The organism is Stieleria sedimenti, assembly GCF_025060895.1.
GTDB lineage: Bacteria > Planctomycetota > Planctomycetia > Pirellulales > Pirellulaceae > Stieleria > Stieleria sedimenti.
In genome coordinates this window covers 55,563-69,532 of record NZ_JANZKV010000182.1, presented here as the reverse complement: position 1 = coordinate 69,532, position 13,970 = coordinate 55,563, and the positions used below count along the sequence as shown (strand labels likewise).

The 13,970-nt window shown below is 56.2% G+C and carries 10 protein-coding genes; 9 read left to right on the top strand and 1 reads right to left on the bottom strand.

The features are described from left to right. Nucleotides 1-14: 14 nt before the first annotated feature. Nucleotides 15-692 carry a hypothetical protein gene (locus NZK35_RS23190; RefSeq protein WP_259634907.1) on the bottom strand — a complete coding sequence of 226 codons (678 nt, stop codon included), beginning with the start codon at nucleotides 690-692 and terminating at the stop codon, nucleotides 15-17. Nucleotides 693-1,402: 710 nt separating this feature from the next. On the opposite strand from NZK35_RS23190, the gene NZK35_RS23185 reads away from it, so the two are divergent. The 9 genes from NZK35_RS23185 to NZK35_RS23145 all read left to right on the top strand — a co-directional run bounded on the left by NZK35_RS23185 (nucleotide 1,403) and on the right by NZK35_RS23145 (nucleotide 13,840). After that, complete coding sequence (locus NZK35_RS23185) at nucleotides 1,403-1,726, top strand: hypothetical protein (RefSeq protein WP_259634906.1); 324 nt, start codon at nucleotides 1,403-1,405, stop codon at nucleotides 1,724-1,726. Then, nucleotides 1,719-2,285 (top strand): hypothetical protein, encoded by a 567-nt coding sequence (locus NZK35_RS23180; protein ID WP_259634905.1) that lies wholly within the window; start codon nucleotides 1,719-1,721, stop codon nucleotides 2,283-2,285. The genes NZK35_RS23185 and NZK35_RS23180 overlap by 8 nt, the downstream gene beginning before the upstream one ends. Continuing rightward, entirely contained in the window at nucleotides 2,286-4,175 is a 1,890-nt protein-coding gene (locus tag NZK35_RS23175) for a KAP family NTPase (protein ID WP_259634904.1), read from the top strand. 445 nt (nucleotides 4,176-4,620) lie between these two features. Next, on the top strand, nucleotides 4,621-8,058 hold the full coding sequence (hsdR, locus tag NZK35_RS23170; RefSeq protein WP_259634903.1) for a type I restriction-modification system endonuclease: 3,438 nt from the start codon (nucleotides 4,621-4,623) through the stop codon (nucleotides 8,056-8,058). A gap of 27 nt (nucleotides 8,059-8,085) precedes the next feature. After that, a complete protein-coding gene (locus NZK35_RS23165) occupies nucleotides 8,086-9,198 on the top strand; it encodes a PDDEXK-like family protein (protein ID WP_259634902.1) in 1,113 nt (370 codons plus the stop codon). Nucleotides 9,199-9,200: 2 nt separating this feature from the next. Then, nucleotides 9,201-10,631, top strand: coding sequence for a class I SAM-dependent DNA methyltransferase (locus NZK35_RS23160; protein ID WP_259634901.1), 1,431 nt, complete (start codon nucleotides 9,201-9,203; stop codon nucleotides 10,629-10,631). Further along, the gene (locus NZK35_RS23155; RefSeq protein ID WP_259634900.1) at nucleotides 10,628-12,121 is read left to right on the top strand and encodes a restriction endonuclease subunit S; all 1,494 of its coding nucleotides are present in this window, start codon (nucleotides 10,628-10,630) and stop codon (nucleotides 12,119-12,121) included. The genes NZK35_RS23160 and NZK35_RS23155 overlap by 4 nt, the downstream gene beginning before the upstream one ends. Next, nucleotides 12,111-12,617, top strand: a complete 507-nt coding sequence (locus NZK35_RS23150) for a hypothetical protein (protein WP_259634899.1) — start codon at nucleotides 12,111-12,113, stop codon at nucleotides 12,615-12,617. The genes NZK35_RS23155 and NZK35_RS23150 overlap by 11 nt, the downstream gene beginning before the upstream one ends. Nucleotides 12,618-12,625: 8 nt before the next feature. Further along, on the top strand, nucleotides 12,626-13,840 hold the full coding sequence (locus NZK35_RS23145; protein ID WP_259634898.1) for a hypothetical protein: 1,215 nt from the start codon (nucleotides 12,626-12,628) through the stop codon (nucleotides 13,838-13,840). The last annotated feature ends 130 nt before the right edge of the window (nucleotides 13,841-13,970 follow it).

Below are 13,970 nucleotides of genomic sequence, written 5' to 3'. Positions count from 1 at the left end.
ATGCAATATCCGGGCTAGGACGCTCGCTGTTTCTCCCAACGGTCGCCGTCGGCGCGTAGCTTCTCCAGATAGTTGGTTCTACATTCGTCGATTTGCCGCTTGCGTTCGGCCCAAGGCCCTCCAGGCCGGTCAGCTCGCGTCACCGTGGATGTATGGACGTTGACGAGCTTTGCGACCTTGGATGCGACCGAATACTTCTCCGGGTCCGCCGTGTACGCGATAGCGGCGTCCTCCATCCACCCAAGTCGCCTTGGCTTCGCCTTCACCGTTGGTGGAGCTGCGAGTTCCCGCACTTGCTTCGCCAGACGCATCAGCTGCAACGCCGCTTCTTGATTGATCTTGCGATAACATAGAGCCTGCTCTGGCACCGGCGTCCTGTCGTCGAGGAAATCAGGGAGAGCCTTATCAAACACCTTGTAAGACTCCTCCATTCTGTCGCGATCACGATCTGCATCGAGGCCGGCCAGCTTCAAAATGTCATGGCCCTCGTAGTGTGTATCGCCTTCTTCAGCCTTATCGTTGCTGACCAGTGCAAGCCATGTATCGGGATTCGGAGAGCCGTCGAAAATACTCTTTCGATCGTACCAAGGACCGCTGATTCGACGGAGTCTGTGTGCTGCCTTCGTTGCCAGCAGGGAAACCATAGCAACGTGGTGATCTTTTCGCAGTTTGCGTAATTCATCGTTTGTCATATAGTTTTCGAGGGTTTGAGTAGGATTGCAATTATATCGGTTTGTCCCACCGTGAGGCACGCCCCGTCATGTCGATCGTGCCCAGCGGCGGGAAAACACTCTGGCCGCCAAATGGGCTCTTCCGAGTCCCACAGCCGGACAACTCAGCCGGCCGCCGCTAACCCGCATCGTGATTGCCCATCGCATTCGGGGCTTGTTGTGCTGTTTCGATCACTGGGGCCTGAGAGACGCCTGCGTAGTGTTCTGTTCGGTGATCTGGAACGAGCGTCACCGAGCAGCGCGGACGCGACCTCGACTATTAGGGCCTCACGGGCGGAGCTGGCGGCCGATGGGCTGTCGCCGCGCGGCCGCTGGGGCGGTGGGTTCGCTCCGTAATCAAGCTCAATTCAAGGAAGAAAAGTTGTCTCACGGTGAGACAACTTTTAGGCGCACCAATGGCTCCCGAAGCAGCCCAGGACGTCATGCGGGAGCGTGGGCTGGAACGTTGTGCTGTCGTCGAGTGCGATGCCGGCGGTGTCGGGCAGCGAACAGGTTGGGCGCGGCGACATCGCGATTGACGCCGGCGTGAACGGGGGAATGCGTTTTTGAAACTCAATTTGAAATGACCTGTTGGGGCTCCGGTTCGCTCGGAGACGATTGTCAGTCCAGTTTGCCGTGGCGGGCACTCGTTCGGATTGATGGGGAGCGGTCTTTTGGAGGGCTGTACCCCCGTGAGTTGGGCTCTGCTACGATTTTGGGCGGGCGTTCGGAAGGCTGTCGCAGGTGGCGATGGTTGCAACAACGCAAAAAGGGCATTCTTCCGCGGCGACCGCAACCTAGAACTCGACAGAGCGAGTCAGGGTAGTTTCGGTCAGCTGCTCGGCGCACCGATCGCCGTTGCCCGCTTGTTCGGAATGGAAGACGGATACCAGGATTCAATGGCAAGTCAGAAACTCAATCTCCAATATCTTGGAAGCGTCTTGTTCAAGGCCTGCGACACCGGCAAGGTGCGGGTGAAGGTCGATCAGGAGCGCGAGGCCACGGCGAATGTCTGATTCTCAACTGGTCCCGATCAACCGTACGTCGAAGGCCGATAGGTTCCTGAAGTCGTCGTTCTTTGAACAGTTGGTGGAACACGTTTTCATTTCCGAACTTCTCCAGGAAGCCTACTACCGATTCGGCATGACCGTGGAAGTACTGCGGTCGGAAATTGACGCGTCCGGCTATGACGTTGTCTTCGAGTGCAATGGGATCATTCGGCACGTGCAACTCAAAACATCCACCATCCACGGCAAGACCAGTCGGCAGAAGGTCAACGTGGCGCTGGCTGAGAAGCCCAGTGGATGTGTCGTCTGGATCATTCGCTCGGAAGACAACCCCGATTGCCGCATGAGATCGACCTACCGGTTCTTCGGGAACGAGGCCGGCCAACCATTGCCGTCACTCGATGGATTTGCGGTCGCCAAGCATACCAAGGGAAACAAAGACGGCGTCAAAGCAGAACGCCCCGCGATTCGCGTCGTGAACAAGGGAGATTTCATAGCCATCAACACGATGACTGAACTTGTGATGCGTCTGTTTGGACTCATCGTTCCCTCGACCGGATGCGAGTAAATGCCCCAAGAAAAACAGCCAATCAAATCAGACGACGGCGACGGCCCAAACCCGCCATCAAATAGCTCAACCTCGGCACCAGATTCTCCTCTGCCGAGTGGTATCCCTGCAATGGATTCGCTGCCACCAGAAGCAATGCCCGAAAGCTCGCCGACGGAAACAGTGGAACCTTCCGCAGACTCACTCACTGCTGGACAGATGCCATCTGAGGGGACAGACGGACAATCCGCGGACCAGCCGCTGGAGAGTGCCGTCAATGACAGCGTCGGCCTTCAACACGAAGCGAAGGCGAAAGTCAGGTCACCTCCGCTGTTCTCCACAGAATTTCGACGTGAAGCGATTGAGTCGGAACTGCGACTGAATGTCACGAAGCACGCCAATGCCCTCAGCCATGTCTTCCAGACGGCAACAGGGGAATTCTGCTTCGCACTATTCGGACGATGGGGACGCGGAAAAAGCACCTTGCTGCGGTGTCTCACGAATTCTCTGACCAAACCAGATCAATCAGAATTCCCGACGCACGTTTCCTATGCGATCGTGGATTTCAGCGCCTGGAAATATAGAACAGTCCCTGAGGTTTGGGTCCATCTCTACGAATCCTTCGCAAAGGTGGCCACGTCCGGCGGTTTTTTTTCATCAAAGGCAGTCGCTCTCAGAGCGAATGTCCTGAAGCATGGCATCACCCCACTGACTTGGGCATGCGTGCTACTGGGAATCGCGATGATTCGTCTGGACAAGCGGTTTGGGATCTTGGTGGACCTGATCCAAGTGCTGAGTCTGGGAGGTGCCATTTACCTCTTGAGCCTATTCCGAGGGGCGAAGAAGTCGGGACTGATCGATTCTGTCAAGAAATATGCCACGCTCAGTCGCCACAATCAAAAACTCGGGTTGCAGGCGGTCATCGGAGAAGATCTCAAAGCCCTGGTCGTGGGATGGATTCCGTTGGGGCACTTCAGTCAGTCAAAACTTCGTTTCTTTGAGATTGCAGGCTACGTCTTGGCCGGAATCTTTGCGCTGTGGGTGATGGCATGGCGGGCAAATCTCTTAGATGACATTGGCCTTCACTTCTCATTTACCACAGAGACGGTCACCTGGTGGACATGCGCGCTGACCTGGCTGGTGGTCTCAGGCTGGGCGTACCTTGCAGTGTACCGCCCCGAGGGCAAACAAAACCGTGGCTCAACGAAAGTCAAACGGATCTTGCTATGCGTTGACGACCTGGATAGGTGCGAGCCGACTGCGATGCTGGAAATTATTGAGTCCCTCAAGCTGCTTCTCGACGAAGAGGTCTACAGTCAGCGGCTGCAGGTGATCTTTCTAATTGATCGCCAGATACTCGACCTTGCCATTCTTGACAGATACGACGCACTGCTGCACCCCGATAGAAATACCAAGGCATTGGGCTTGAGGGCTTCTACGGTCATCCAGGAAAACCACGAAAAGTGTTTTTCTGCAAGTTTCGAACTCCTGCCCCTGCAGTCGAACGATTTCCAATCACTGATGGATGCATATACCGGGGTGATCCAAAAGGATGGCACACCCGAAGACTCGTCGAGCAAGATTCGGGCCGGTGATGAAGTTTACTCAGAAGACGACCGTCAGGCGCTCGCAAGAGCGCTGTCACCACAGGACACGAATTCTTCACCGATTGAATGCGGACCACGGAGTCTCCGCTACGTACTGTTTCAGTATCAGCTTGCGAAACTGCTGCTCCGTGAAGATGGCGTCGACCTGCCATTGAGCCGCCTCGAGACCATCGCCGATCGGTTGGTTCAGAACATCATGAGGGGCTCCCGCGTGCAGGGCAGCGGTGACTCAATCGTTGATCGGGTCCTACAGCAAGTTGGTCGTTCCAATATCGACGATAATTCAGGGGAACCCGGTGTCTAAATACGCCTACGTCGAAAAGCCGTTCCTCGATCAATTGGCGGCGCTGGGCTGGGATGTGATCGACCAGAGGCCGGCATCCCGCAGGATCCCACCACAAGCGGTCGCACCAGTTTTCGACTGAGTCGCCCGCGGACGCGGGGCAAATTCCTGGCATCCAACTCACCCAGATTTTCCTGTCGCCCGTTTTCCCGCGGCCCCCTCCCATTTTGCTGCCCCTGATTTTTCTGCCATCTCCGCGCCAAAAATCACGACCACCGACGAGTTGATCCATGGCCGGCGACTGCTCGCACAGTGGCTACCTGAGTGCAGAGGGGGTACACTACAGTCCTCGGGAGACTGTCGATTGGCCGTCGGCAGCCGTCAAAGGGGCAGGCATCGGAGATCGTTCCTACCAGGGGATCTTCGCGTCTGACCCGCCCGATCAGTCCTGGTAGGTGCGCAAGACGTGACATCAAGTGATTCCGGAGCACTACGCTCCCCCAATTTTCAATTCCTTCATCAGGTCGATCCGCTCTTGGTCGACCTGGGCGCACGCGCCGAGCGTTACGCACTCGACGATCCCAACACGTCGATCATCAAGATCCGTCAATTAGGTGAATTACTGGCCCAGTCGGTCGCGGCAAAGTACGGCATCGATACGATGCTCGATTCACGGCCGAAGGATCAACGCACGCTGATTGACGATTTGTTTCGATCCCGGGCGTTGCCGGCCGATGTCAAAAACCTGTTCCACGAGATTCGCAAGGAAGGTAATCAGGCCAATCACGCGATGAAGGGCGACCAGGGCCGCGCGATCACCCTGCTGCGTTACGCCCGCCAAGCGGCCGTCTGGTTCTATCGGACGCACGTGGACAAGTCCGCGAAACTCGGTCCGTTCGTCCCGCCGCTGCCGAAACAGGACACAACGGACGAATCCAAACAGGAGCTTGCTCGGCTTAAGAAGCTTTACGAAGACGCGACGGCGGCTCAGAAGCAACTTCAGGACCAAGCGGCCGACGAGGCCCAACTGCGGCAGATGGCGGAGGAGGACCGCGAGAGAGCCTTCCAAGAGCTTGAGGCCGCAATAGCATTGGTCGAAGAAGAATCGGCCGCGACGGATGCCAAGATCGCAGAGTACGAAAAACAACTCGCTGCTTTGTCCGAGGCGACTAAGCCGACGGAAACCGAAGCCGAGGCAATGGTCGCCGCCGGGGAACAGGTCGCCAACGAAGAACTCACCGAAGCCGACACGCGGGAGCTGATCGACATCCAGTTGCGTGAGGCCGGCTGGACGGTTGATTCCAAGAACATTCGTTTCGGCAAAGGTTCACGGCCTCAAAAGAACAAGAATATCGCCATCGCCGAATGGCCGACGACCAGTGGCCCCGCCGATTACGTGTTGTTCGTCGGATTGACGCCCCTGGCCGTAGTCGAGGCGAAACGGAAGAACGTCGACGTTGCCGGCGCCATCACGCAATCCAAGCGATACAGCTGCGACTACACCTTGTCCGCCGATGAGCTGTCGCCCGGCGGCCCCTGGGGCGAATACAACGTCCCGTTCTTGTTTTCAACCAACGGCCGTGGTTACCTCAAGCAACTCAAGACCAAGAGCGGCGTCTGGTTCCTCGATGCCCGGCGAAGCATCAATCACCCGCGGCCGTTGGTCAGCTGGTACACGCCACAAGGGTTGAAACAACTGCTCGGCCAAGATGTCGACGAGGCCCAGGCAAAACTCGATTCCGAATCGACCGATTACTTGCCGTTGCGGTTCTATCAGGAGGATGCCGTCAAAGCGGTGGAGGACGCGATCAAAGCCGGTGAACGCGAAATGCTGGTGGCGATGGCCACGGGTACCGGAAAAACGCGGACCTGCATCGGCATCTGCTACCGCCTGATCAAAGCGAAACGGTTCCGCCGCATTCTGTTTCTGGTCGACCGGACCAGCCTGGGTGAGCAAACCGTCGACGCCCTTCGCGATGTCCGCATCGAGAACAATCAAACATTCGCCGACATTTACGACGTGAAGGAACTCGGCGACCTGAGGCCGGACCAGGACACCAAGTTCCACATCGCAACGATCCAAGGGATGGTGAAGCGGTTGCTCGATTCCGAAAACGGCGGAAGGCCCCTGCCGGTGGACCAATACGACTGCATCGTCGTCGATGAATGTCATCGCGGTTACAACCTCGATCAAGAGCTGACCGACAGCGAACTGAGTTTCCGCGACGAAGCCGACTACATCTCAAAATACTCGCGGGTGCTCGAATACTTCGACGCAGTCAAGATCGGACTCACCGCGACCCCGGCAGTCCACACGCTTGAAATCTTCGGCGGTACGACAGACATGCCGATTTACCAATACAGCTATCGTCAGGCCGTTCTGGACGGCTTCCTGGTCGATCACGAACCGCCGTTGCAAATCAAAACCAGATTGGCCCAAGATGGCATCAAATGGCAAGTCAACGAGGAGGTGGCGGTCTACGACACCAAAAAGGACCAATTGAAATTGTTCCACACGCCCGATGAGATCTCACTCGAAATCGACAGTTTCAATCGCCGTGTCGTCAACGAAAACTTCAACCGTGTGATCTGCGAGGAATTGGCCAAGCACATCGATCCAACCCTTCCCGGCAAAACGCTGATCTACTGCGTCACCGACATGCACGCCGACATGGTGGTCGATGAGTTGAAGCGAGCGTTCACCAACCAATATGGCGCGATCGAAGACGAGGCGGTCAAGAAGATCACCGGCAAGTCCGACAAGCCGTCGCAGCTGATCCGCCGGTTCAAGAACGAAAAATACCCCAGCGTCGGTATCACCGTCGATCTGCTGACCACCGGCATCGACGTGCCGGAGATCTGCAACCTCGTCTTTCTGCGCCGGGTCCGCAGCCGGATCCTCTACGAACAGATGCTCGGCCGCGGCACACGGCTCTGTGAAGACCTGCACGGCCCCGGCGAGGACAAGGCCTGTTTCCACATCTTCGATTGCGTCGACCTCTATTCGGCACTGGAGTCCTACACGGACATGAAGCCGGTGGTAACGAAGCCGAACATCACGTTTGCCCAATTGCTCGACGAATTGGCCAAGACGAAAAAGGGCGAACACCGAGAAGTCATCAAGGAGCAGTTGGTCGCAAAGCTGCAACGGAAGAAGCGATCCCTCAAGGGAAAGAAGGCTCAGGCGTTGGAAGACAAGTCGGGACTTAGCCCGCAGTCGTTGGTCAACCAGATCCGAGCCGCGTCACCGGATGAGATTGTCGAGTGGTTTGCGGACAAGTCCAACCTGATCGAGTTCCTGGACAAAGCGACCAGCGGCGACGGCGCCAGGTTCTTCGTGTCCGAGCACGACGACGAGGTCACGGGTGTTGCTTCGGGATTCGGCAAGGGCAACAAGCGGCCCAAGGATTACTTGGAGGAGTTCAGGGAGTTTGTGGTGACCAACCAGGATCAAATCGCCGCGATCAAGTTGTGCGCGACGAAGCCCCGCGACCTGACACGGCAGGCCCTCCGCGAACTGCAATTGGAATTGGACAGGAACGGTTTCAGCGAAACCCGGCTAAAAGTCGCCTGGCGGGAAACCAAGAACGTCGAGATCGCCGCAACGATCATCGGCTATATCCGCAACGCCATTCTGGACGCACCGCTGGAACCGTTTGAGGATCGGGTGAAGGCGGCAATGACGACCATCTTGGCTTCCCGGAACTGGACCAAACCCCAACGGCAGTGGCTTGAACGGATCGGCAAGCAATTCAAGGAAAACACGCTGGTCGACCGGGACGCCATCGATCAGGGCCAGTTCAAGGAATACGGCGGATTCGACCGGCTCAACAAGATTTTTGACGGCCATCTCGCCGACCTGCTGGGGCTGATCACCGACCAAATTTGGGGCGTTGCAGCGTGAGCTGCCCACGAACAACTGGATTCAAACATGCCGGACCGTAGTATATTTGGCGAGATCGTGACTCGCCTTACTTCTAGCTCAGAAGACATCGCCACCGAGGCACTGTGCTACTTGCTGCGTACGTACCCGAGCGCGTGGACATCTGTGCGTCGGCTGCTCGAAAAATCAGGGGTAAGCTTCGACGAGCGGTTGGCCTTTAACACTCAATCAGCAACGGACGACAATGGGCGTCCGGATTTGGTCGGTACCAATTCGGATAGAGACCGGGTACTGATCATCGAAGCGAAATTCTGGGCTGGACTGACGACGAAACAGCCCGTCGCATATCTGAATCAACTGCCCAGTGCGAAACCAGCCATGATTCTGGTCGTTGCACCCGCACTGCGGCAACACACGCTTTGGACCAAGCTAATTCGCGTTACTGAAAATGCCGGAATCGCTTGCAGCGAAACGACGGAGGCCGCTAACGAATTTCGTGTCTGTCAGGTCAATGACCACCATCAGTTAGCCCTGATCAGTTGGCGCTCGATTTTAGCAGAAGTTGAACGCGACGCTGATGTTGCGGGGTTCGCCGATCTCAAAGGCGATGTCATCCAACTATCGGGCTTGTGTTCGAAAATGGACGGAGAGTCATTCCTACCATTGTCTGACAACGACCTCTCCCCAAATCCGGCGCGACGTATTCTGCAATACGCTGACCTTGTCGATAGTGCCGTGCATGTCTTGGCGGAGAAACAACAGGATAAAACCAAACGTGTCAATTCAGGAGGCAGGAGAGTTAACTACGGAGTCTACTTTACGATGGGCGGCTACGGAATGTATCTATCGTTCAATCCAAGGCTTTGGTCGCGTAGAGCCGAGACGCCGATCTGGTTAAACGTCAAACGGGCCGATCGACCTAAGGATTGGTCGGTATCGTTAAAGGTCAACGAATCGCTCCAGCAAGCATTTGCGGGCACGAGAAAAGAAGTGTTCGTTGGAAAACAGGGTATCCCCTGGATTCCAATTCATCTGCCGACGGGATGTGAACGGAGTGAAGTACTCGATTCAATAGTGAATCAGATCAGGGAAGTCGCAGCAGTGGCACGGGCATCGGGCGAGGTGCATGAACCACCGGCATCAGAAACAGAGGCAATCTAAGAATGAACACCCAAGACATCGTCGCCAAACTCTGGAGCATGTGCCACGTCCTGCGGGACGACGGCATCACGTACCAGGATTACGTGACCGAACTAACGTACCTGCTGTTTCTGAAAATGATGAAGGAAACCAACGAGGAAGGTGCGTTGCCCAAGGGTTACCGCTGGGACGACCTCGTCGGCAAAGAGGGCATTGAGCAACTGAACTTCTACCGGGAGCAACTGGTCCACCTGGGCACGTCGGCCAAGGGGCGGGTCCAATCGATCTTCAGCAACGCCAACTCGTCGCTCAAAAAGCCCAAGAACTTGCTCAAGCTGGTCACGGACATTGACGGCCTCGATTGGTACAGTGCCCGCAGCGAAGGGCTGGGGGACCTGTACGAAGGTCTGCTAGAGAAGAACGCGGCCGAGAAGAAGTCTGGGGCCGGACAATACTTCACGCCGCGGCCGTTGATCGAGTGCATGGTGCACTGCATCAAGCCGCAACCCGGCGAGATCATCCAAGACCCGGCGGCAGGCACGGGGGGATTCTTGACGCACGCCGATCGGTACATCAAGGAACAGACCGACGATCTGTTCGACCTGAGCACCGAGGAACAGAAGTTTCAGAAGCGCAAGGCTTTCTACGCGGTCGAGTTGGTCGACGACACGCACCGGCTGTTGATGATGAACGTCATGCTGCACGGCATGGACGGCACGTTCATCGCGGGGGACACGATGGGCGACACGGGCAAGGACCTATGCAAGGCCGACGTGATCCTGACCAATCCACCGTTCGGGACGAAGCGTGGCGGCGGCGGCCCGACTCGCGACGATTTCACGTTCATCACCGGCAACAAGCAATTGGGCTTTCTCCAGCACATCTATCGCGGCCTCAAGCCCGGCGGCCGCGCGGCGGTCGTGTTGCCCGACAACGTGCTGTTCGAAGAAGGCGTCGGCACCAAGATCCGCACGGACCTGATGGACAAGTGCAATCTGCACACGATCCTACGACTGCCCACCGGCATTTTCTACGCCCAGGGCGTCAAAACCAACGTGCTGTTCTTCACTCGCGGCAAAACGGACAAGGGCAACACCAAGAAAACTTGGGTCTACGACCTGCGGACCAACATGCCGGCCTTTGGCAAACGCACGCCACTGACGGTCGAACACTTCGCCGAGTTCGAGAAGTGCTACGGCAAGAAGTCCGACGGCACCAGCAAACGGACGGACCAGGGGGAAGAAGGTCGCTTCCGCTGCTTTGAACGCGACGCGATCGCCCAACGCGGCGACAACCTCGACATTAGTTGGCTCAAAGACGACGACGGGGCCGGCAACAAGGAGTTGCCCGAACCGGAAGTGATCGCGGCGATGATTCGCGAGCGATTGTCCACGGCACTGGAGGAGATGGACGCTCTGACGGCCTTGCTGGAAGGTGAGGAGGTCGAGGTATGAGCGACGGAAACGGCCAAGCAGGAAAGTGGCCAACTACTGAGTCGCCGCCTGGATGGGCGTGGGCGAAATTCGCCCAAGTCTTCGACAACGTGACTAGCAGCGAACTAAAACTCAAGCAAAAAGAGTACGCAGAAGAAGGCTCGCTCCCTGTCGTAGACCAAGGCCAAGAGCTGATCGGCGGATACACTAATAACGATGAGCTGCAACATCGGAGCAAGCTCCCCGTCGTTCTTTTTGGCGATCACACTCAATGCGTTAAGTATCTCGACTTCCAGTTTGTTCAAGGTGCAGACGGTACGAAGATCCTAAAACCAAGCGAATGTGTTGAGCCACGCTTCGCTTATTGGTCCATGCGAACAATCGAACTGCCAAAGAAAGGCTACAGCCGGCACTTCAAATTTCTACGCGATAGCGAGTTTCCCATTCCGCCTCTCGCCGAGCAACGTCGGATCGTGACGGCGATCGAGTCGCTTCAAGCCCGGAGTTCACGTGCCCGGGAGGCGCTTTCGGAAGTGGGGCCGTTGCTCGAACAGTTCCGTCAGAGTGTGCTGCGGTCCGCCTTCAGCGGCCGCCTGACGGCCGACTGGCGAGCGGCCCATCCCGATGTCGAACCGGCCTCCGAACTCCTCGCCCGCATCCGCACCGAACGCCGCCAACGCTGGGAACAAGCCGAGCAAGCCAAATACAAAGCCAAAGGCAAAAAGCCGCCCAAGGGCTGGAAGGAGAAATACAAGAAACCTTCTGATCGCTTGACAGAACGTCGCCTCACCCCTCTGCTGGAGTCAGCCCCCAACACCTGGACTATTGCTAACCTGGAGACCATCGGTGAACTAATCACCGGAAAGACGCCTAGTACAAGAAATGAGTCATTCTGGAACGGCGACATTCCTTTCGTCACTCCGTCTCAAGTGCATCCGAACGGGCACATTCTCCCGCCCAAACGGACTGTGACTACTGAAGGCGCTGAGCAGGCAAGAATTATTCATGCAAATACAATTCTTATTGTCTGCATCGGAACTGTCGGAAAAGCTGGACTCCTAGATCGAACTGCGATCTTCAACCAGCAGCTAAACGCAATCGTTGCGTGTCCACAGGTTGAACCGAGACTACTCTTTTTCTGGTGCAAACTGTTGAGATCGTGGCTCATCGAGGAAGCCTCAGCAACTGTCAATTCCGCGATCATAAACAAGACCCGACTTGGATACGCACCTTTTCCATTGCCACCTGTCGATGAGCAACGAGAGATGCTCAGGCTGATTGACGCAGCGTTCAACGGTGGCGAGGCAATTGAGCAAAAATCCGCCGAGTCAGAATCCGCCCTTACCCAACTGGACCAATCCATTCTCGCGAAAGCGTTCCGCGGCGAGTTGGTCCCGCAGGATCCGAACGACGAACCGGCCTCGGAACTGCTTGCCCGAATCCGGGCCGCCAATGAATCCCAGCCCAAAAACAAGACTACCAATAAACGGGGGAAGCGAAATGGCGACTAATCCTTCACCGTACCTGCTTGGCGATGTGATTGCCGCACTTCAGTTCCTCGGTCGATACGACGAGTACAAGTTGTCCACCTCCGAGTGGGCAGGGCTGATGAAGACGCCCCCCCAAAGCAGTTCCGAGTGGACCGAAGTGTTCCGCAACCCACCCGAGTTCTTCCGAGAGAGCAAAGGCCACGACACCCCAACGAACCCCGAGAAACTCGTCTCGCTCACGCTCCGGCGGGTGACCAAGAAAACCGGTGCCGGTCGCCAGAAGCTCGATGACGCGACAATCGCAAGTTTAATTGACAGTGCGGTCAAGCTTCACGCCGACGCGCGAGACGACGCGCACCGCATCAAAGATCATGCGAGAGCGGATCGGCATCGCAATGAAGACCGCCAAGTCATCGACCGCCGGCTCAATCGGCAACTCTGGGTTTCCATCGCCGGTGTCGTTTTCGCATTTACCGCCACCCTGCTCGCTGCCTGGATCAAGATCAGCGGAGGCTGACGAAAGTTTTGACTTCTTTACACCTCGATGTCCAATGCTATGACGAAGAGCATGAAAGACTGCTTGCGCTCGATGACGACATTAAACGCGGCATCGAAGAACTCGGTGGTGATGGCATCGACGTTGAAGTAGATGAATTCCTCCTTCTCTCTGCTTTTTCGCATCAGGATGGGTTCCGGACACGCGCTGAACTTGCCGGTATCGTATCAAAGTTTCGGGAAATGCTTGATCTCTACTTTGACCTTTCGGCGGGAACCGTTCACTCGAGATACACAGGACAAGACCGAACGAACAAGGATTTCACCGAAAAATGCGGCGTCGGTGGAACGCTCGTTGTGGCCGAACATCTTTTTGATCTGCACGAGGCCGATTGGGAAGCTATCAGCATCACCCAAACGAAAGACCTAGATTTTCAACTTCTTGCGTCTGATGGTTCTCGGTTCATAAAGGTCGAGGCCAAAGGGCGGATCGTGGACGACGTTACGAAGCGGGGCGAAGTAAGCGATGCAAAGACAAGCATTGTCCAAAAGAAGCATGCGCAAAGGAAGCTGTCACCCTCTCGGAATGACATTCTTCTAGGGGTCATCGTAGCGATTCCGTCCTCGGAAAACCAGGTCACGCGTTGTCTGCTAGTAGATCCGCCCATTCAGATTCCTCTTGATGATCCGGGGAAATACCGGCTACTCGCGAGATTGGCACACTATCTCCGTGAACTCAGTGTTCTCACCAGGGCCCACTTTTTGATTGCATTGGCTAATCGAGTGCACGCCCTAGCACTAGCCGACAATCATCAGGTATTCGACATGGAAAAACTGCGCAAACAAGATGGAGAGCAGTTCGAGTCCCCGAATTCCATCTTCCAAACACGATCTGTCGTCGATGACGACTACGCGTTCGGGGAAGTTCTCGTTTCATCGGCTGGCGATTGTTACTTCTACGGCCTGCTTTCCGAAGTGGTAGACTTGATGATTGAGCAATCACACGAGAAGATTTCTGGATACCGCTCCACCGAAGCCGGCGAGGCACACAGCCGAAAAGTTCTTGCTCGGATTGTCAAGCAGGAAGCAAAAGCACTTGGTCTCGATCCAGAAAAACTCACGAAAGTTCCACAGACTTCCCGCGTCGAGGTCTCGATGGTCGGAACTCTCACGACGACAGCGGGCGGACATGTCCTCGGTCCGGTGGAGTACGTGCGTGCATCAAGCGACGAGGAAGGTAATTGAACGCGATATAATGGTCAGTAAGGGAGATCCGACAAACCCAGCCATAATATCGCAATGAGATAACCATGCCACTTTCTACGAAGGATCGACGTGGAGTTTGAGATGCGCTTCGGCGCCGAATTGATGGGCG